This window comes from Sphingobium indicum BiD32, from assembly GCF_000382885.1.
GTDB classification, from domain to species: domain Bacteria; phylum Pseudomonadota; class Alphaproteobacteria; order Sphingomonadales; family Sphingomonadaceae; genus Sphingobium; species Sphingobium japonicum_C.
Genome location: NZ_CAVK010000152.1, coordinates 1 through 18,929 on the forward strand (window position 1 = coordinate 1; position 18,929 = coordinate 18,929).

The following is an 18,929-nucleotide window of genomic DNA, read 5'->3' on the forward strand; positions in this document are numbered from 1 at the left end:
CCGGTGAACAGCCCTCTAGGTAGACACGCAGATTCGGTCAACAGGGTTTTTCACGGTAATGGCAATTTTTCGTCCAAATTGTCCGCGAAGGCCCGAAAACACCGGGTTTCATGCCTTTTGCCTCTCCCGACGTCCCCCATGCATCAGCCGATAGAGGGCCGGCAGCACCAGCAATGTCAGCAATGTCGATGAGACGATTCCACCGATCACCACTGTTGCCAATGGACGCTGTACCTCCGCACCAGCCCCGACATTGAACGCCATCGGCACGAAGCCCAGGCTCGCCACCAGCGCAGTCATCAGCACTGGCCGCAGCCGGGTGAGCGCGCCCTCGCGGATCGCGTCCTCCAGCGGCCGCCCCTCTGCCAGCAAGGTGCGGATGAAGCTGAGCATCACCACCCCGTTCAGCACCGCGACGCCGGACAGGGCGATGAAGCCGATCCCCGCTGAAATGGACAGCGGCAAGCCCCGCAGCAGCAGCGCCGCGACCCCGCCGGTCAGCGCCAGCGGCACGCCGGAAAAGACGATCGCCGCATCCTTGGCCGATCGGAACAGGCCGTAGAGCAGGCCGAAGATCAGCAACAGTGCGGCCGGGACCACCAGTTGCAGTCGTTCTGCGGCCGAGATCAGCTGCTCGAACGTCCCGCCATAGCTGATCCAGTAACCCGCTGGTGGCTCCACGTCCCTTTCGACCCTTTCGCGCAATTCCTGCACGAAACTGCCAAGGTCACGGCCCCGGACGTTGGCGGTCACGACGACGCGGCGCTTGCCGTCTTCGCGGCTGATCTGGTTGGGACCGATGATGACCTCCACCTTGGCGACATCCTGGACCGGCACAAATCCGCGTACTTCATCCTCATTCCCCGGCAGCGGGATGCGCAGGCGACCGATCTCGTCCACCTTGCGGCGGATATCTTCGGGCAGACGGACGATCACCGGGAAGCGGCGGTCGCCCTCGGACATCTCGCCCGCTTCCTTGCCGCCGATCGAGATGGCGACGACATTCTGCACATCACCAACGTTGAGACCCAGCCGCGCCAGCGCTGCGCGATCGGGGGTGATTTGCAGCACCGGCAGGCCGGTTACCTGCTCGATGCCGACATCGGCCGCGCCGTCGATACGACCCACGACCTCCTCGATCGACTGACCGATGCGGAGCAATTCGTCGAGATCGTCACCGAATATCTTGATCGCGACATCAGCGCGGACGCCCGACAGCAGTTCGTTGAAACGCATCTGGATCGGTTGAGTGAACTCGTAATTATTGCCCGGTATCTGTTCGACCGCTTCCTGCATTTCGGCGACCAGCTGGGTGCGGGGCTTGCGCGGGTCGGGCCAGTCCTTGCGGTCCTTGAGCATGATGAAAGTATCGGCGACCGAGGGTGGCATCGGGTCGGTCGCGACTTCCGCCGTGCCGATCTTGGCGACGACACGCTCGACTTCGGGGAAGCGCTTGAGCCGCGCCTCGACCGATTTTTGCATCCCGATCGCCTGGGTCAGGCTGGTGCCGGGGATACGCAGGGCGTGCATGGCGATGTCGCCCTCGTCCAGATTGGGGACGAATTCCGATCCCATCCGACTGGCAGCGAAACCTGCGACCAGCACTAAACCGACAGCGAGTGCGACAATCGCTTTGCGCAATTGCAGCGCCCGTTCCAGCGCCGGTTCATAGACCTGCCGCGCCCATAGCATGAGGCGGCTTTCCTTTTCCTCGACCTTGCCGGTAACGAACAGGGCAATCGCGGCGGGGACGAAAGTGAGTGAGAGGATGAGCGCGGCGGTCAGCGCCATGACGACGGTGATGGCCATGGGGTGGAACATCTTGCCCTCTACCCCGGTCAGCGCGAAGATGGGGACATAGACCAGAGCGATGATCAGGACGCCGAACAGCGACGGTCGGATCACCTCCGACGTGGCCGACGCCGCCAGCGCGAACCGTTCGTCGCGATCCAGCAGACGCCCCAGCCTATGCTGTGCCTCGCCATAGCGGCGCAGGCAGTTTTCCACGATGATGACCGCGCCATCGACGATCAGGCCGAAATCGAGCGCGCCCAGACTCATGAGATTGCCCGATACGCCCGCCTGCACCATGCCGGTGATGGTCATCAGCATGGCGACGGGGATGACGGCGGCGGTGATGAGTGCGGCGCGGACATTGCCAAGCAGCAGGAACAGCACGACGATGACGAGCAACGCGCCTTCGAGCAGATTTTTCTCGACCGTCCAGATCGCCCGTTCGACCAGATCGGTGCGATCGTAAATGGCAACGGCTTCGACGCCTGCGGGTAATGCCTTGGCCGCCTGCTCCAGCCGCTCGGCCGCCGCGCGGGCGACGATACGGCTGTTCTCGCCCGCCAGCATGACGACGGTGCCCAGCACCACTTCCTGCCCGTTCTCGGTCGCGGCCCCGGTGCGCAATTCCTGCCCCATGCCGACATCGGCCACATCATTGATGCGGATCGACACGCCGCCGCGATTGGTGACAATGATGGATTTCAGATCATCGACGTCCCTCGCCTGCCCCGGCACCCGGACCAGATATTGTTCGCCATAGCGTTCGACATATCCAGCGCCGACATTGGCGTTGTTGCGGCCCAGCGCCTCCATCACATCGTCGAGCGCCAGGCCATAGGCGGCCATCCGGTCGGGCAGCGGGGTGACATGATATTGCCGTTCAAAGCCGCCGATGCTGTTCACTTCGGTCACGCCGGGCGTGTTGCGCAGCTGCGGCCGGATCACCCAGTCCTGCAATGTGCGCAGGTCTTCCGCAGTATAGAGCGTACCGTCCGCCTTGCGCGCGCCGGGTTTGGCCTCCAGCGTGTACATGAAGATTTCGCCAAGGCCGGTGGCGATCGGCCCCATTTCCGGTTCGACGCCAGGCGGCAGTTGCGATCGTGCGGTCTGCAACCGTTCGTTGATCAGCTGGCGCGCGAAATAAATGTCGGTGCCGTCGGCAAAGACCGCGGTAACCTGCGACAGGCCATAGCGAGAGATGGAGCGGGTATATTCCAGCCCCGGCAGGCCCGCGATCGCGGTTTCGACCGGGAAGGTGACGCGCTGTTCCGCCTCCAGCGGCGAGAAGCCCTCCGCTTCGCTGTTGATCTGCACCTGGACATTGGTGATGTCGGGCGTTGCGTCGATCGGCAGGCGCTGGAAGCTCCAGATGCCGATGGCGCAGAGCAGCAGGACAATGGCCAGCACCGCCCAGCGCAGGCGGATGGCAGCAGCGATGATGCGTTCGAGCAAGGCGGGGCGGGTGTCGACAATGGCCTCAATGGTCATGGCTGGCTCCCGACTTGTCGATGTCCGCCCGGATCAGGAACGCGCCGTCGGTCACATATTCGGTGCCCGGCTCCAGTCCGCCCAGCACTTCGGTCCATTCTGGCGTCTTGCGCCCCAGTTCGAGCATCCGCACTTCATAGCTGTTGCCGACCTTGGCATAGACGACATCGAAGTCGCGGAAACGCTGGATCGCCTTGCTCCGCACCGCCAGCGGTGCCTGGGTTTCGGCAACCGAAAACACACCTTCCACGCCCATGCCGGGGCGGAATTGCCCGGCTGCCGATTCAGGCAGATGGACGTGTGCCAGCAGGGTCTGGCTGGCGAGGTCGGCGGTCGGCAGGATCGCCTCGACCGTACCGGTCAAACGCGCTTCATCCGACAGGCTGCGCAGGGAAACAGGTTGCCCCACCTTCACCCGCTCCGCGTCGCGGGGATAGACGAAAAATTCGGCGTGCAATTTGCTTGGATCGGCGATCACGAACAGTGCCCGGTCGCCGGTCATGTCACCGACATTGGCATTTTTTTCAACGATGGTGCCGCTGATCGGCGCGGTGATTATGTAGGTCTGGAGCGAATGGCTGGATTCGACCCGCAGCAGGGTCTGGCCCCGCCGCACCGTCTGCCCCAGTTCGCCGGTCATCGACATGATCTGGCCGGGCAGGCGGGCGCGGACATCCGCCTTGCCTTCCGGCGTGATTTCGATGCGGCCCGACATGTCGATCAGTTCTGCGATGGAGGTTGGCCCGGCCCGTTCGGATCGCACGCCGCCCGCCCGTGCGGCGTCAGCAGCGATGGTGGTGCGGCCTTCATAGGAGGCGTAGCTCCATGTGTGGGTGCGGCCCCCTTCGACCGCTTTGACCTTCACATCGAAACTGTGCGGTTCTGTGACGACACCGCCACCACGCAGATAATCCTCCTGCGGGGTGAAGGCGAAGCGATCGATCTTGCCGCCCAGGCGGACAAGCTCGACACTAAGCTGAACATCTTGCGGCCTGACCGGCTTGTCATCGCGATAGGCGTAGATGTGGAATTCGGGGTCTACCCCATCTTCAAAGATGGTGACTTCGACCGCGAAATTGCCGTCACGCAGCATCCGCCCGCGATGGGGACCGCGCGCTTCCTCGGCCTCTTTAGCGCCATGGTCGCCTTGATCCTCGGCTGGCGGGGTTTCGCTGCAACCGGCGAACATGGTGGGGACGAGCAGCAGGGCTGCCATTTTCAGGAAAGGGGACATCAGCGATTCTCCGCGCTGGCAAGAAGGGGGGCGTGGCGGCCAGTCAGCCGGTCGAGCCGTGCGCCGTCGAGATGATAGGATTTGAGCAGGGTGATGCGGCGATCATAGGCGTCGATCATGGCTTCCTGCGCCTGCGTCACTTCCAGGAAGGTGAAGGCGGTGCCGCCGCGATTATAGCCCTCGCGCACCAGCATGACCGCGCGTTCGGCACTGGGCAGCACTGCGCTGTCGATCCGGTTGATTTCGCGCACGATCGCCGCGCGCTGCGCCAGCAGCCGGTCCATGTCGCGTTTGACCTGCACCCGCAGTACCGCGATTTCCGCTTCGGCAACGCGGCGTTCTGCTTCGGCCTGCTCTATATTGCCGCGCTGGGCGCGACGACCGCCAAGCGGGATGGAACCGCCGACCACGATGCTGACATCATTGCCCTGACCATAATGGCGCAGGCCAGCGCGCAGCGTGGGGTCGGTGGCGCTGTTCGCCTCCGCCAGCCGCGCCCGCGCCGCTGCCGCGTCACGTTCCGCGTCGAGCAGGGCGACATCGATGGGCTGCGCGTCGGCTGCCGGGTCGGGAGCGAGGCGGGAAAAGCTGCTGGTGTCGATCTGCACGTCACTGTCCGCTCCCCACCAAGCGGCCAATGACAGGCGCGCGATCCGGGCGGCTTCGATCGCCTGTTCATGGGCAATGCGAGCCTGCGCGACGGCAGTGCGGGCGCGTTCCAGCGCAAACAAGGGATCGAGCGCGCGCCCGACCCGGCGCGCGACTTCGCGTTCCAGCCTTTGGGCCAGCGTCAGCCGCTCCAGCGCCACGGGGATTGCGGCCTCGGCGGCCAGCGCTTCGACCCAGGCAGCCTGCGCCTGCGCCAATATGTCGAGCTGGCGCAGACGGCCGCGTTGTTCGGTCACGTCGCGGTTCAGCCGGGCCGCGCCGACCCGCGCCTCCCGCTTGCCGCCGCGCTCCCATGTCCGCTCATACCAGGCGGTAGTCTGTGAACTGGCGACCAGAGTATAAGGGCCGCTGCGGGCAATATCCTCGACATCGACGGTGACGACATCCTGCGGCCGGACCTCCGCCTGACGCATGGCGGCGGTCGCCGCGTCACGCTGGGCGGCGGTGACAGCGACGCCGGGATCGGCCTGCGCGATACGCGACAGGGCGTCGGTGAGTGACAGCAGTTGCGCCGATAAAGGCAGGGTCGGGAATAGGGCGCTGACCAGCAACGCGAGGGTCAGGCGCGGCAAGCCGCGCGGACGAACAGATGGAAACATGAAAACAGGCTTTCGCTATGCGACGTGGACCAACCCGCGCCGCATGGCGGCGGCAGGTTCAGACGCGAAGTGCGATCAGCCTGGGTGGGCGTTCTGGCCCCTGCGAGACGGAGTCCGGCTCCACCCGATCAATCACTATGACGGGCGGCGCAGAGCGCGACGGTGGCACGGCAATCCCGGCCTGTCCGAGCAGGATGACGCCTGACCCACTGTCGCCATGATGGTGATGGCTGCCAGGCAGGCGATCGGGCTGACCATCCCGTTCTTCACCGCGCACATCATGGTCGGCGTCATGCGCTTCCTCAACCGATAGAGCGCTGAACAGCAGATGCCCGTGGCCTTGTGTCATACCGGGCGCGTGCTGGACCTGATCGATCATCCGCGACAGGCTCATGCCCGCAAACAGCGCCAGCAGCACAATGCACAATAATGCACCCAGGCGAGAATTTGGGGAGGGGCGCAAAGCGGGCATTGGCACAGCCTATCCAAGCAGGCGTAACGGCACAAGCATCAGTTCATCGCAAACCGCGATCCCATGTTCCTTTTCCTGACACGGAATCAGCATATTCTGCTGCACCCGCACAAACCGCCCCCCCGCCATAGCATTGGACGATCATGCCAGCTTTTGCATCGATCATGCGCGTCTTTGGTTTGGACGCATGACCCCCAACGCGCCTATTTCCCCTTTCAGGCACAGGCGTGGAATGTCCCGCCGTGGAGAGGAGAGCAGCGCTTATGAGCCACTACAGCCCCACCGATATGGCCCGGCATCTGGGCGAAGGGCTGTTGTCCTTTCCGGTCACCCACTTCGATGCCGATGGCGCATTTTTGGAAGGTCCCTATCGCGAGCATTGCGCATGGATGCTGGGTCATGAACTGACCGGCCTGTTTGCAGCGGGCGGCACCGGCGAATTTTTCTCGCTCACCCCGGCCGAGGTTACCACGGTGGTCGCGGCAGCCGTAGCGGAAGGCGGCGGCAAGACGCCGGTCATCTCCGGCTGCGGCTATGGCACGGCGATCGCCACCGGCATTGCACGCGACGCGGAGAAGGCTGGCGCGGACGGCCTGCTGCTGCTGCCCCCCTATCTGATGCACGCCAAGCAGGAAGGGCTGGCCGATCATATCGAGGCAGTGTGCCGCTCCACCGGTCTGGGCGTCATCGTCTATAATCGCGACAATGCCGTCATCAACGACGAAACCCTCGCCCGCCTGTGCGAGCGCAACGCCAATCTGGTTGGATTCAAGGATGGCGTGGGCGACATCGAACTGATGACGCGCATCTATGCGCGGATGGGCGACCGGCTGACCTATATTGGCGGGCTGCCAACGGCGGAAACCTTCGCCACGCCATACCTCACCATGGGCGTCACCACTTATTCGTCGGCGATCTTCAACTTCATGCCGGAATGGGCGCTGGCCTTTTACAAGGCGGTGCGCGCGGGTGATCAGGCCCATGTCATGGACGGGCTGCGCCGGTTCGTGCTCCCCTACATTGCCCTGCGCAACAAGGGACAGGGCTATGCCGTATCGATCGTCAAGGCCGGGATGCGGGTCATCGGCCGGGATGCCGGGCCGGTGCGGTCGCCGCTGACCGATCTGTCGGCGGCTGAGGAGGCCGAACTGCGCGTGCTGATCGAAGCGGTATCGCCAGGATCATTGTCCGCCGCTGCGTGACTTGCGCGCAGGGCCGGGCTATTTGGTGATGATGTTTGAACTCAGCCAGCTCCGCTGCTTCGTCGCCGCCGCCGAAGAACTCCACTTCGGCCGCGCGGCGCAGCGCCTCAACATGACGCAATCGCCGCTCAGCCGACAGATCCAGCTGCTCGAACGGATATTGGACGTACAATTGCTGGAACGCACCAGCCGTCAGGTCAGCCTGACCCCGGCGGGCAGCGTATTCCTGATCGAGGCGCGGCGGATCGTGCGCCTGTCCGACAGCGCGGCCCTATCCGCGCGGCGCGTAGCGAAGGGAGATGCGGGACGGGTGGCGCTCGGCTTTACCGCCGTATCAGGCTATAATGTCGTGCCGCGCATCGTGGCGCAGGCGCGCGCGGCGCTGCCCAATATCGAGCTGGAATTGCGCGAGATGGTGTCGAGCGAACAGGTCGATGCCCTGCTCACCGGGCTGATCGACATCGGCTTCGTCCGCCCGCCGGTCGACCGGCATGAGTTTGAGACGAGTTGCGTGCTGCACGAACCCTTGTTCGTCGCCCTGCCGCCGGGCGATCCGCGCCAGTCGAAAGCGGCGCTGGAACCGGCCGATTTCGATGGCCAGCCGCTGATCATGTATTCGCGTCAGGGGGCGAGCTATTTTCACAATATGCTGGTGCGCCTGTTCGACGAGGCGCAGGTCGCGCCCCTCTATGTCCAGCATGTGACGCAGATTCATTCGATGCTGGGGCTGGTCCATGCCGGGGTTGCGGCGGCAATCGTGCCGGAAAGCGCGACCGGGCTGCACATGATGGACGTGCAGTTCCGCCGCCTGATGACGCCGATCGACAAGCCGGTCGAGCTGCACATGGCCTGGCGGCGGGACAATGCCAATCCGGCGCTGCCCGCGATGCGGCAGCTATGCACCGAAGCGACCGGATGAGCGAGATCAACCGGCGCGCGCTGATCGGCAGTCTGGCCGCAGCACCGCTGGTCGTGGCTGCGCGGGCGCCCTCCAGTCCGGTTGCGACGACGCGGCACGGGCGGGTGCGCGGGACGATCGAGCGGAATGTGCTGGCGTTTCGCGGCATCCGCTATGGTGCCGATGCCGCCCCGCGCCGCTTCCAGCGGGCTTTGCCGCCTGCGCCATGGCAAGGCATTGCCGACGCCACCCGCTACGGCCCTGCCGCACCGCAGACCAGGCCAGAGGAGCAGACCTCGGAAGATTGCCTGTTCCTCAACGTCTGGACGCCCGCGCTGGACAAGGGGCGGCGGCCGGTCATGGTCTATCTGCACGGCGGCGCGCACGCCCATGGGTCGGGCAGCGATCCGCTCTATGATGGCGGCAATCTGGTGCGGCGCGGCGATGTGGTGGTGGTGACGCTCAACCATCGGCTGGCGGCGCTGGGCTATGCCTATCTGGCGCAATTGGGCGGCCCGGCGGAATCGGGCAATGCCGGCAATCTGGACATCATCCTGGCGCTGCAATGGGTGCGCGACAATATTGCAGGGTTCGGCGGCGATCCGGCACGGGTGATGATTTTTGGCCAGTCGGGCGGCGGGGCGAAGGTCGTCACGCTGATGGCAATGGCGGAGGCCCGCCCCCTGTTCCACGCCGCTGCGACGATGAGCGGGCAGCATGTCACCGCCGCCGGGCCGAACCATGCGACCGCGCGGGCGCAGGCGTGGATGACCAGGGCAGGCGCGGCGGACGTGGCGACGCTGGCGCGTCTGCCGATTGGCCAACTGGTCGAGGCGATGGCGATGACCGATCCGCTGGAGGGCAAGGGCGAGATCAGCTTCACCTCCACGCTGGATCATCATGTGCTGACGCGGCATCCCTTCGTGCCGGACGCCCCGCGCGAGGCGGCGCATATCCCGCTGATCATCGGCAATACCCATGACGAAACCGCGCTGTGGATCGAAAAGACGCTGCGCGCGGGCGATACGACATGGGACAATCTGCCCGACCGGCTGGCGCGGCAGATGGTCAAGGATCTGGCCCCCGACCATGTGATTGCGCGCTATCGCCAGCTTTATCCTGACCGGACGCCGGGGCAGATATTGCTGGCCGCTTCCACCGCCGGGCGATCCTGGCCGGGGCATTTGATCCAGGCGGAGGAGCGCGCGCGGATCGGCGCGCCGACCTGGATGTATCAGCTGGATTTCCCCTGCCCCGACGCGGGCGGGATATTGGGCGCGTTCCATACGCTCGACATTCCGCTGGTGTTCGACAATGTCGATGCACCGGGTGCGCGGACGGGGGTGAGCACCGAAGCGCGGCGGCTGGCGGGAATGATGGCCGACGCCTTCATCGCGCTGGCACGGACGGGCGATCCCAATGGCGGGGCGTTGCCGCGCTGGCCGCATTTTGAGCTGACGCAGCGCCCTACGATGATCTTCGACCGGGACGTGCGGATCGAACATGATCCGCGCCGGGAGGAGAGGCTGTTGTTCGCGGTCGCGCCCTATATCAAGCCGGGCGGTTAGACCCCATGACTTCCAGTTGAATCTCCAACATCCATTCGTTTCGAGCGAAGTCGAGAAACCTGCGCATGACGTTTCTCGACTTCGCTCGAAACGAACGGATCAAGGCACGTACTTCGCTCTATACCCGGTCCCACGGGAAGCTGAGCGTCGGGCGCAGCGCATAGCGCGTCATCGCCAGACGCAGGCGCACGCCGCAGCCCGCTTCCAGCCGCACCGTCACGTCGCGCCCACCCGCAGCGACGGTACGCCCGTCGATCGTCAGGCTGTCGATGCGATGTTCGCCATAGGCACCCCCCTGCACGATGATATTGCGCGCGGTTTGGGGGTCGAGATTGACCAGCGTGACCTCCGTCGCATTGTCCGACAGGCTGTGAACCAGCGCCGCGACCTGCGGCGGCACCCCGGCGCGGCGGGCGGCGGGATCGAAATAGCGCAGGCGGCAATGGAGCGGCACGCCCCCTTGCGGCGGCGACGTTTTGGACCAGGGCGGACGGGCAATGTGCAGGCCGCCCGTCATCAACTGGACAAGGCTCGTGACGCTGGCGGGGTTAATGCCGATCGGCCAGTCAGCCAGACGGGTCTGCGGCGTGGTCGTGTCGCCTTCGCGCAGGGCTACGCGGTCGGCCACGCGCTTGAGGTCCGCTTCGATCGCACGTTCGGCATAAGTGGGATCGCGCCCCTCCAGAAAGCCGATCCAGGGATGATCGCCAGCGGTTGCGCGATCTTCGGCGCGCTGCGACATATACCAGATTTCAAAGCCGTTGGTGCGGTAGGGACCGGGCTTCCAGCCATACCAGCCGTCCGCGCCATACATGGTCGGCGCGTGGGACACGCCGTCGATGATCCGCGCGGCGGCGTTGATCCGCGCATTCTGTCGCCGCCACAGGTCGATATAGCGTTGGTCGCCGCTCATCAGCAGCGCGCCCATGAAGGCGGTTATCGAGCGGGGAACGCGGTTGCGATCCTCCCGCACCCCGGTCTGCGGTACGCGGGGGGAAAAGCCCCAGCCATAGACGCCCGCCCACCAATCCTTGCCGACCGTGCCGTCGGGGCGGACATGGCTGGGCAAGACATCGCCGTTGCGCGCGGCGCGCTCCACCCAGGCGTCGAGATAGTCGAGCGCCCAGCGGCGGAACCGCTCCCCTCCCCCAAGCGCATAGGCGTTGAGGCCCAGCGTCGTCGATTGCAGGTTCAGGGGATTGTCGCCGACTACATCGCCATATTCGGCATAATGATCGAGCGTTTCCTGATAATTGGTTTCGCCATGTTCCATGTGGAAGGGCGTCGGGTCGAAAGGATCGCCCGCCCAGTCGAGCGGGGTCGCGGGGCGCAGCATCGGGCCGCGGCTGCCGTTCATCAGGCTGCGCATCATCCGCAGTTTCGGGTCATAATTGGGGGCAGACCTGTCCCGGCCGGTGTAGAAATCGGCATAGCGGGCGGTGCGGGCGCGCAGCGCCGTGTCGCGGGGCATGGACAGGCCCATGACGTTGAAGCTGGTCAGCCCCTCCGCATTATGCTGCCAGTCCATCTGGACGGGAAATTCGCGGTGATACATGCCCCGCCGCGCGATCGGCACGTCGATGGTGCGGGCGGCAGCAAACTGGCGCAGATGGCCTTCCCAGAAACGGGCGGCAAGGTCGCGGATGCGCTCTCCCCCGCCCAGCGCGTGGAGCAGGAACCAGTCATTGGTCGCTTCGGCAGCATCATCGGGACCGTCGTTCGCGCCCCAGCGCTCGAACACGCGCAGCCGGTCGCGCCGGTCGACATATTGTTTATAGAAGTCGACGCAGGCCGCTTCATTGGCGGCGAGCAACTGGCGTTGCAGCACGGCCCAGCGCGGCGGCGGCATCGGCGTGCTGGCGACAAGTGGTGCGCGTGTTCGGGCCTGGGCTGGCAAGGCGAGTGCGGCAGCGCCGGTTACGAAAGCGCGACGACCTATGCGCATCATGCCAGCTCCAGCCTGCGGATCGGGCCGACGATGACCAGGAAAGCGAAAATGGTGAGCAGGCAATGTGCGCCCACGAAGATGAGCGCCCAATCGAACGACCCGGTCGCCGCGACGATGAAGCCCACCACGATTGGCGTGACGATCCCGGCGATATTGCCGAACATGTTGAACACGCCGCCCGACAGCCCGGCCAGCTGCTTGGGCGCGACATCGGCCATGATCGCCCAGCCGAGCGAGGCCACGCCCTTGCCGAAGAAGGCCAGCGCCATGAAGGTAATGACCCATGCTTCGGATTCCGCCCAGACGCAGGCGATGATCAGGGTGGCAAGCAGCATCCCGGCAACCAGCGGCGTCTTGCGCGCCAGATCGAGCGAGCCGGTGCGGCGCAGGATGAGGTCGGAACCATAGCCACCCGCAAGACCCCCGGCAAAGCCGCACAGCGCCGGCACGGCGGCGGCAAAGCCCGCCTCCATGATGTTGAGGCCGCGTTCCTTGACCAGATAGATGGGAAACCAGGTGACGAAGAAATAGGTCAGCACATTGATGCAATATTGGCCCAGATAAATGCCCAGCATCATGCGGTTGGCCAGCAATTGCCGGATGTTGGTCCAGGTGAAGGTCGGCGCGCGCGCCGCCTGCGCGGCGCCATCTTCCATATGGATAAGACCGCCGCCCGCCTCGATATGCGCCAGTTCGGCGGCGTTGATCGACGGATGCCGGTCCGGACTGTGGATATAGCGCAGGAACAGGGCGGTCGCCGCCAGCCCCAGCGCGCCCATGACCCAGAATACCGCGCGCCAGCCAAAGCTGTGGACCAGCCAGCCCATCAGCGGGGCGAAGGCGACGAGCGAGAAATATTGCGCGCTGTTGAAAATGGCGGACGCCGTGCCACGCTCCGCGCCAGGAAACCACGCCGCGACCAGACGGGCATTGCCGGGGAAGGACGGAGATTCAGCAAAGCCGACCATGAAACGCATCGCAAACAGCGTCGCCACCACGGGCAGGCCCGCGATCAGCCCGACCGTGCCCTGCATCGCGGTAAAGATGGACCAGAGCGCGATGGCGCCTGCATAAATGCGCTTGGTGCCGAAGCGGTCGAGCAGCGCGCCGCCCGGTATCTGCCCCAATACATAGGCCCAGGCGAAGGCAGAGAGGATGAAGCCGGTCTGCACCGGGGAAATGCCCAGTTCGCCCGACGCCGCATTGCCCGCGATCGAGAAGGTTGCGCGGTCGGCATAGTTGATCGACGTGATCAGGAAGATCAGCGCAATGATGCGATAGCGCACATGGCTGGGACGATCGACGGCGGTGGCGTTCGCGGTGACAGGACGGATCACGAATGGCTCTCCTCAACGGTGCCGTCCATCTGTCGGAACGGTCGAAATGGCAAGGACCGACGCTAGCGGGACAGGCCGGGCCGGTCCAAGCCGAAATCCGCCATGATCCAGTCCCATCTTGGCTTGATGCCGCAGCCACTCCGCAACGCTGCCGCCGATCAGTGCAAGCCGTGCATTGATCCATGCGGCATTGAGGTTGGCATCTTGGCCCGTTCCAGCGCTATCGAAGTAGGGCCGATCCGGTAATCAATGCCGGACATCATAAGCGCAAGCCGCAAACATTAGGGGAGTGATAGGGCCATGAACGCCACCCGTCGAACCAAAGCGATCCTGAGCCTGTCCAGCGCCATCGCAACGATTGCCCTGGCGCCGATGGCCCTGGCACAGAGCGATGCGGGGACTGCATCGCCAGCCACCGCTCTGCCGCAGGAGGAACCTGCCGCCGCCGACATCGTCGTCACCGGATTTCGCGCCAGCCTGAACAGCGCGCTGAACATCAAGCGCAACGAGACCGCATCGGTCGACGCGATCAAGGCGGAAGATATTGCCGAATTCCCTGACCTGAATCTGGCCGAATCGCTCCAGCGTATTCCCGGCGTCGCCATCAGCCGCGTGAACGGCGAAGGCCGCAACGTCACGGTGCGCGGCCTTGGCCCGGAATATACCCGCGTGCGCATCAACGGCATGGAAGCGATCGGCACGACCGGCGGCACCGACAATTCGGGCGGCGTCAATCGTGGTCGTGGCTTCGACTTCAACATTTTCTCGTCCGACCTGTTCAGCAACCTGTCGGTGCGCAAGACCGCGACGGCCGATGTGGAAGAAGGCTCGCTGGGCGGCGTCGTGGACCTGCAAACCGCACGTCCGCTTGATTACAAGAAGCCTACCGCCGTCCTGTCGGCGGCCGCCAGCTACAACGACCTGAGCGGCAAGACGACCCCGCGCCTGTCGGGACTGGTCGCGACCCAGACCGACGATGGCCGCTTCGGCGTGCTGCTGTCGGTCGCCTATGAAGAGCGCAAGATCGTCGAGGAAGGCGCGAACATCACCCGCTGGACCTATGGCGGGTTCAACGGCGGGTTTGCCCCGACATCGACCCTGCCCGGCAAGACAATCGCGCAGATCAACGACGCCAATCCCGGCACCGCCCTGTTCCATCCGCGTATTCCCGGCCTTGTCAGCTACGACATCGCGCAGAAGCGTCTGGGCGCGGCGGCATCTGTCCAGTTCAAGCCGACCGACCGCACCACCATTTCAATCGACAGCCTTTTTTCGCGGCTGGATGGCACCCGCAAGGAAGCCCAGCTCCAGGCGATCAGCTTCAGCCGGTCGGGCAGTGGCAAGCCACAGACAGTCATCCGCGACGGTACGGTCGATGGCGACAACAACATCATCACCGGCACGTTCGACAATGTCGATATGCGCTCGCAAGCCCGCTACGACGTGCTCAAGACCGAATTTTATCAGGTCAACGGAACGATCGACCAGCAGCTGGGCGACCGGGTGAAGATCAACATCATGGGCGGCCACGCGAAGTCGGAGTTCAAAAACCCGATCCAGACCACGGTGACGATCGACGCAGTCAATACCGGCAATTTCCAATATGATTTCACCAGCCGTTTCCCGACCATCGCGCCGGGCGTGGATGTCGCCAATCCAGCGACCTGGAGCTTTGTCAACGGCACGTCGGAAGTGCGCATCCGGCCGCAGACAGTCGACAATGCCTTCACCACGGCCAAGGGCTTCGTCGAATGGGAAGCCAATGACATGGTGACCCTGAAAGCCGGTGCCGACTGGCGGAAGTTTGAATATGATTCGACCGAGCGTCGCCGCCTGTCGGGCGAAACGGTGGTCGCGCCGCTGACCGCTGCCGAACTGGCGAGCATGACCACCCTGTTCGACGGGTTCGGCAAGGGGCTGAACATCCCCACCGGCACGCCGACCGCATGGATCATCCCCAATCTGGCTGCCTTCATCAGTCAGGGCAATATTTACGGCAATCCGATCTATGCCACTGGCGGGGTCGAGAATGCGACCGCGCGCGGTTCCTATGTCACCGTGAAGGAAGAAGATCTCGGCATCTGGGGCATGACCCAGTTCAACCTGGCCGATGCGGGCCTGCCGATCCGCGGCGACCTGGGCATACGCTATGTCAAGACCGACCAGTTTTCGACCGGCTATGCCAGCCGGGGCACGGCAACCAATCTGGTAAGCGCGGATCGCACCTACAAGCGCTGGCTGCCCTCGATCAACCTGGTCGGCAATATCACCGACGACCTGCAGGTCCGCTTCGCGGCTGCCAAGACGCTGGCGCGCGCGGGCATCTCGTCGCTGACGCCCGGTGGCAACCTCAACGTGTCGGGTGGCAATCGCAGCTTCTCGTCCGGCAACCCCGATCTCAAGCCGACCTCATCGAAGAATCTCGACGTGTCGATCGAATGGTATCCGACGCAAGGGGCGATCTATGCGCTGGCCGCCTTCCGCAAGGATATCGGCACCTTTGTCCAGACGCTGAGCGTGGGTGTGCCCTATGCCAGCCTGGGCCTGCCCAATTCGCTGCTCGACGGCACCACCGCATCGCCCACCGACGTGTTCATCGTCAGCCAGCCGGTCAATTCTTCGGGCGGCATCCTGAAAGGGTTTGAAGTCAATATCCAGCAGCCCTTCAGCTTCCTGCCAGGTATCCTGTCCAATTTCGGCGTGCTGGCCAACTATACGTTCGTGAAGTCCGACATTGAGTATCTGACCGCCGCCAATGGCAGCACGTCGGTGACCGCGCCACTGGTCGGCCTGTCCCGGCACGCCGCCAACGCGACCCTCTATTATGAAACCAAGAAGTTCCAGATCCGCGGGTCTGTGGCCTATCGGTCGAAATATCTGACCGCCGTGCCGGGGACGGAGGGCAACGCCTATAATGGCACCAACCGCACCATCAACGTCGATGCGCAAGCCAGCTACAACATCACGGAAAAGATGAAGCTGAGCATCGAGGCGATCAACCTGACCGACACCAAGAACGACCAGTTTGTGGATGAAACCAATCGTCTGAACGTGTTGACCCACAGCGGTCGCCAGTTCAACTTCGGTATGCGCTACGCCTTCTAACCCGCCCTTCCTGAAAGCGGAGCGCCCTGATGGCCAGTTGCCCTGCACGGCAACTGGCCATTTTTTAGTGGCGCGTCAGAAGCTCTTCTTCGCGGTGAGCGACCATTCGCGCGGCCGTCCGACCACACCGGTCACGACGCCAAAGCTGCCGACATTTTCCGCCTTGCCCGCATAATAATAGCTGTCGAGCAGGTTGGTGACGCCAAGGCTGAGCGACCAGTCCTTGTCCGGTCCCTGATAGGTCAGGCGCGCATTGACCAGATGGGGCGCGTTGTTCTGGTTGAACGGGTTGTTGATGGCGTTGTAAAAATAGTTGGAACGCCAGGACCAGTCGATCCGCGGGGTCAGCGTGCCAGACCCACCCAGATCCGCTTCATACTGGATACCCGCCGACAGCTGCCATTTGCTGATGAAGGGCGCGATCATGTCCTTGGTCACCAGCGTCGCGGGGTTGGTGATCTTCCTATAGTCAAAGTCCAGATAACCGGCCGATGCGTCGATCGACAGGCCGTCGGTGGGATGGAGCGAGGCTTCCAGTTCCCAGCCGAACACGCGGGCGTCGCCCGCGTTGGACGGCACCGAGCAAGAGAATACCACGCTTTCCGGGCACTGATAGCGGACGAGCTGCATATCCTTGTAATCATTCAGGAACACAGCGCCGTTCAGGCGCACCATCCGGTCCATCAGATCGGCCTTGAATCCGGCTTCATAGGTGGTCAGCTTTTCCGGGCCGAATGTCTGCACCTGATCGGGCGCAGACGGGCGCGGATTGATGCCGCCGCCCTTGAAGCCGGTGGACACCTGTGCATAGGTCATCAACTGGTCGCTCCAGCGATAATTGACGCCCAGACGGTAATCGAGGCGGCTGCCCTTGAACGTGCCCGACAGGCCGTCCAGCCCCGCGAGGAGGAAATTGGGGGTGAAGAAAGCGCCGCTAGGCAGGGTGCCGTCAACATTCCGACGTGAATAATCATAGGTCTTCTTGTCGTCGGTGTAGCGCAGGCCCGCAATCACGTTGAACGCATCACTGACATGGAATTCAGCATGGGCGAAGGCCGATGCGCTGCGATTTTTGACGACGTCGTCGACCAGGAAGTCGAACAACAGCGTGGGGATGGCGCTGCGGCCGGTCAGCAGATCGGTCGCCTTGTAATAGAAGCCGCCAACGGTCAGGTCGACCACATCGTTGAAATTGGCGCTCAGGCGCAATTCCTGCGTGAATTGTTCATGGCCATAGTTGAACTGTTGCAACAGGATGGTGAGCGGCGCACCGTCGGCGTCGATCGCGCTGGTGCCGTCCGCCTTGCGATAGCCAGTGATCGACTTAAGCTTGAGCATGTCGGACAGGTCATAATCGATCGTTCCGGCAATGCCCCAGCTCTTCACAGAACTGGTCGGGTTGGCCGAAAAGCCGCCGGGGGCAACCTGGGTCGGGATGCCGAACACCGTCGTAAAATTGCCGCCCGCGGCATAAGTGGCATAGGAGGTGTAGCTTTTGGACGCGGTGATGAAGCGGCTGTCAAACGGGATACCGGCGGTCGGATCCCCCGGCACATAACTGCGCACCCCAGGGTTGTTGGCGTAGAGCAATTTGGTCGCGACCGCTTCGCTATTATCCTTGGACACGTCGGCGACGATGTTGATTTCCAGCGGAGATCCAGCAGGCGCGTAACGCAGTGCGGCGCGCAGGGCCATGACGTCGATGCCGCCTTCGGTGCCTATCTGGCATCCCTTTTCATTGGTGCCGGTGGGCGCAATGCCCGATGCGGGATTGACGCAGCCATAGTCGAGCAGTTTCATATAGCCATCGACATTTTTCGACACGCCCGACACGCGCAGGAACAGGCTTTCGGTCAGCGGAATATTGGCGCTGCCGCGCAGTTCCAGCTTGTCATAGCTGCCATAGGTCGCCTCGATAAAGCCGCCCGCCGTCGCATCCGGCTTCTTGCTGAACAGCTTGACCGCGCCGCCGACGCTGTTCTTGCCCGCCAGCGTTCCCTGCGGCCCGCGCAGCACCTCGACCCGCTCCAGATCGGTCAGGTCCATCACCGCGCCATAGGTGGTGCCATAATAGATATCGTCGATATAGATGCCCACGCCCGGCTCCAGCGCAAAGCTGGAATCGAGCTGGCCCACGCCACGGATGAAGGCCGCGACCGAATTGCCCTGAAGGCTGGTCGCCGGGGCCAACGCCACATTTGGGGCGAACTGGCCAAGATCGGTGACGCTGGTCTGGCTGCGCGCGGCTAGCGTTTCGCTCGACACAGCGGTGATCGCGATGGGCGTGTCCTGCAAATTCTGCGCGCGGAACTGGGCGGTGACGATGATGTCGGCGGGCTGGCCGGACTGATCGGCGGCCTGCGCAGGCGCGGTTGCGTCCTGTGCCAGGGCGGGCGTCGCGATCATCGCCGCCACCAGTGCCAGGCCGGCGGTGCTGCTGCTAAATGCGGTTTTCCAGATATGTGTCATATTTTTTCCTCCCTATTGTCAGCCCGGAGGGCGCGGGGAGGACGACACTGGACCGCCCCAAGGGCGATACCGGTCCGGCGACGTTTATGCGCCTGCCTTTGCTGCCATCCTCTGATCCTGCTCGTCAGGCTGTTCTGCATTGCCAG

The 18,929-nt window shown here is 63.9% G+C and carries 11 protein-coding genes; 4 read left to right on the plus strand and 7 right to left on the minus strand.

Annotated features, from left to right (window positions below; translation table 11 throughout):
- Nucleotides 1–108 precede the first annotated feature (108 nt).
- The 4 genes from EBBID32_RS15455 to EBBID32_RS15470 are packed head-to-tail and all read right to left on the minus strand — an operon-like array spanning nt 109 to nt 6,202.
- A complete protein-coding gene (locus tag EBBID32_RS15455; protein WP_006960130.1) occupies nt 109–3,282 on the minus strand; it encodes an efflux RND transporter permease subunit in 3,174 nt (1,057 codons plus the stop codon).
- A complete protein-coding gene (locus EBBID32_RS15460; protein ID WP_006960131.1) occupies nt 3,272–4,516 on the minus strand; it encodes an efflux RND transporter periplasmic adaptor subunit in 1,245 nt (414 codons plus the stop codon). Before EBBID32_RS15460 ends, EBBID32_RS15455 begins: the two co-directional genes overlap by 11 nt.
- Entirely contained in the window at nt 4,516–5,784 is a 1,269-nt protein-coding gene (locus EBBID32_RS15465; RefSeq protein ID WP_006960133.1) for a TolC family protein, read from the minus strand. Before EBBID32_RS15465 ends, EBBID32_RS15460 begins: the two co-directional genes overlap by 1 nt.
- Nucleotides 5,785–5,842: 58 nt before the next feature.
- Complete coding sequence (locus EBBID32_RS15470) at nt 5,843–6,202, minus strand: hypothetical protein (RefSeq protein ID WP_006960135.1); 360 nt, start codon at nt 6,200–6,202, stop codon at nt 5,843–5,845.
- A gap of 317 nt (nt 6,203–6,519) precedes the next feature.
- Here EBBID32_RS15470 and kdgD point away from each other — a divergent pair, with 317 nt between their 5' ends.
- The 3 genes from kdgD to EBBID32_RS15485 are packed head-to-tail and all read left to right on the plus strand — an operon-like array spanning nt 6,520 to nt 9,924.
- Nucleotides 6,520–7,458 carry a 5-dehydro-4-deoxyglucarate dehydratase gene (gene kdgD, locus EBBID32_RS15475; protein ID WP_006960139.1) on the plus strand — a complete coding sequence of 313 codons (939 nt, stop codon included), beginning with the start codon at nt 6,520–6,522 and terminating at the stop codon, nt 7,456–7,458.
- 28 nt (nt 7,459–7,486) lie between these two features.
- Nucleotides 7,487–8,377, plus strand: a complete 891-nt coding sequence (locus tag EBBID32_RS15480) for a LysR family transcriptional regulator (protein WP_006960141.1) — start codon at nt 7,487–7,489, stop codon at nt 8,375–8,377.
- A complete protein-coding gene (locus EBBID32_RS15485; RefSeq protein WP_156022586.1) occupies nt 8,374–9,924 on the plus strand; it encodes a carboxylesterase/lipase family protein in 1,551 nt (516 codons plus the stop codon). The genes EBBID32_RS15480 and EBBID32_RS15485 overlap by 4 nt, the downstream gene beginning before the upstream one ends.
- Before the next feature lie 118 nt (nt 9,925–10,042).
- Here EBBID32_RS15485 and EBBID32_RS15490 read toward each other — a convergent pair whose 3' ends face one another.
- Nucleotides 10,043–11,872, minus strand: coding sequence for a hypothetical protein (locus EBBID32_RS15490; RefSeq protein WP_006960146.1), 1,830 nt, complete (start codon nt 11,870–11,872; stop codon nt 10,043–10,045).
- Entirely contained in the window at nt 11,869–13,209 is a 1,341-nt protein-coding gene (locus EBBID32_RS15495) for an MFS transporter (protein ID WP_006960147.1), read from the minus strand. Before EBBID32_RS15495 ends, EBBID32_RS15490 begins: the two co-directional genes overlap by 4 nt.
- A gap of 300 nt (nt 13,210–13,509) precedes the next feature.
- Here EBBID32_RS15495 and EBBID32_RS15500 point away from each other — a divergent pair, with 300 nt between their 5' ends.
- Nucleotides 13,510–16,314, plus strand: a complete 2,805-nt coding sequence (locus tag EBBID32_RS15500) for a TonB-dependent receptor (RefSeq protein ID WP_006960149.1) — start codon at nt 13,510–13,512, stop codon at nt 16,312–16,314.
- Nucleotides 16,315–16,389: 75 nt separating this feature from the next.
- On the opposite strand, the gene EBBID32_RS15505 is transcribed toward EBBID32_RS15500, so the two are convergent.
- A complete protein-coding gene (locus EBBID32_RS15505; RefSeq protein WP_006960151.1) occupies nt 16,390–18,783 on the minus strand; it encodes a TonB-dependent receptor in 2,394 nt (797 codons plus the stop codon).
- Nucleotides 18,784–18,929 lie beyond the last annotated feature (146 nt).

Bases quoted from the DNA above. Each gene is read 5' to 3' on its own strand.
- EBBID32_RS15460 (WP_006960131.1), bottom strand. From the start codon at position 4,516: ATGTCCCCTTTCCTGAAAATGGCAGCCCTGCTGCTCGTCCCCACCATG.
- EBBID32_RS15480 (WP_006960141.1), top strand. From the start codon at position 7,487: ATGATGTTTGAACTCAGCCAGCTCCGCTGCTTCGTCGCCGCCGCCGAA.
- EBBID32_RS15500 (WP_006960149.1), top strand. From the start codon at position 13,510: ATGAACGCCACCCGTCGAACCAAAGCGATCCTGAGCCTGTCCAGCGCC.
- EBBID32_RS15455 (WP_006960130.1), bottom strand. From the start codon at position 3,282: ATGACCATTGAGGCCATTGTCGACACCCGCCCCGCCTTGCTCGAACGC.
- EBBID32_RS15465 (WP_006960133.1), bottom strand. From the start codon at position 5,784: ATGTTTCCATCTGTTCGTCCGCGCGGCTTGCCGCGCCTGACCCTCGCG.
- EBBID32_RS15490 (WP_006960146.1), bottom strand. From the start codon at position 11,872: ATGATGCGCATAGGTCGTCGCGCTTTCGTAACCGGCGCTGCCGCACTC.
- kdgD (WP_006960139.1), top strand. From the start codon at position 6,520: ATGAGCCACTACAGCCCCACCGATATGGCCCGGCATCTGGGCGAAGGG.
- EBBID32_RS15485 (WP_156022586.1), top strand. From the start codon at position 8,374: ATGAGCGAGATCAACCGGCGCGCGCTGATCGGCAGTCTGGCCGCAGCA.
- EBBID32_RS15505 (WP_006960151.1), bottom strand. From the start codon at position 18,783: ATGACACATATCTGGAAAACCGCATTTAGCAGCAGCACCGCCGGCCTG.